General features: G+C 64.5%; 1 protein-coding gene and 2 pseudogenes. 2 read left to right on the top strand and 1 reads right to left on the bottom strand.

What is annotated here, in order from left to right:
- Window positions 1–446: pseudogene (locus EN969_RS31280) on the top strand (glycosyltransferase family 2 protein); the annotation flags it as partial.
- A 122-nt stretch (window positions 447–568) separates the two neighbouring features.
- Entirely contained in the window at window positions 569–1,105 is a 537-nt protein-coding gene (locus tag EN969_RS31275; RefSeq protein WP_013532714.1) for a sugar transferase, read from the top strand.
- 35 nt (window positions 1,106–1,140) lie between these two features.
- Here EN969_RS31275 and EN969_RS31270 read toward each other — a convergent pair.
- A pseudogene (locus tag EN969_RS31270) lies at window positions 1,141–1,339 on the bottom strand (epimerase); the annotation flags it as partial.

Here is a 1,339-nt window from a genome sequence, read left to right as displayed (position 1 = left end):
ACACCATCCTGCTCAACGCAGCGGCACGCAACCTGCTGGCCAGGGCCTGCATGCGGACCGGGTTCGTCAGCCACGACTGGTGGGCCTATCTCATCGTGACCGCCGCCGGCGGCATCGTCCGCTACGATCCGCGGCCGCTGGTGCGCTACCGGCAGCATGCGGCAAACCTGGTCGGCGCCAACGTATCCTGGAAAGCAAGGGTGTCCCGGCTTGGCCGCCTGTTTAAGGGGGAATTCGCCGGCTGGACGGACCTCAACCTTGACGGTCTTGCCGTCAATCGCGACCTCCTGACCGAGGACGCGATGGTGTGCCTCGACCTTTTCACCCGCGGGCGCGACGGCGGCCTTTTCCGCCGCTTGGCAGGCTTGCGCCGAAGCGGCGTCTATCGGCAGACCGTTTCCGGAAACCTGGGGCTCTATCTCGCCTTCGTCCTGGGGCGCATCTGAACATTGCGACGGCTGCGTGGCGCGCTTGGTCAAGAGATCGGCTCATGCTACGTCGACCGGATTGACGGCATTGGCCTGCGGCATTGCCTCGGGACTTCGGCAGGGAGCACTATCGGCCGTTCATGAAGGCAGCCAAGCAAATCTTCGATCTTGCCGGTGCGGCTCTGCTGCTGGTGGCGACATCTCCTGTCTTGGCGCTCACCGTCCTTGCCGTTCGGGCATCGTCGCCGGGCCCGGCTATTTTTTCACAGGTGCGGGTCGGCCGTGACGGTCGGCTTTTCCGCTGCCACAAGTTGCGCACGATGTATGTCGGGACGCCGTCGCTACCCTCGCATGAGGCGCCGGCGGATTCCGTGACATCGGTTGGAAAGGTCTTGCGGAAGTTCAAGCTCGATGAGCTGCCGCAATTCTGGAACGTCTTGAAGGGGGAAATGAGCCTGGTCGGGCCGCGGCCCTGCCTGCCGACCCAGACGGAATTGATCGAGTGTCGCAGGCGGCTGGGGGTTTTGGCGGCGCTGCCGGGCATAACCGGCCTGGCCCAGATCAGGGGCATCGACATGTCTAACCCGGAGCTCTTGGCGCAAACGGATGCTGCCTACCTCCGCACCGCGTCGTTCTGGCTCGATCTTCGGATCCTGTTTGGAACGCTCTACCGCTGAGCAGACCATGAAAAGATCATGGTCAAGCAAGAAAGTCAGGATCTGCTGAGCCGCGCCAGCTCGGCCAGCCGCTCAAGCGTGCCGGCTTCGGGCGTCCACCCCTGCGATACCAGCAGGGCGGGGTCGCATATTTGTGTCGCGGTCAGGCTGTCCCAGAACGCCCGCCTGCCGAGTGCGGCCACCACCGGCCGTATCAGCCCGGCCGGCATCGCCGTCTTTCGCAGAGGTTTGGGG

It is taken from the genome of Mesorhizobium sp. M7A.F.Ca.CA.003.01.2.1 (assembly GCF_003998945.1).
GTDB lineage: Bacteria > Pseudomonadota > Alphaproteobacteria > Rhizobiales > Rhizobiaceae > Mesorhizobium > Mesorhizobium ciceri.
The sequence above is the reverse complement of the archived record's forward strand: the minus strand, read 5'-3'. Positions and strand labels throughout refer to the sequence as shown.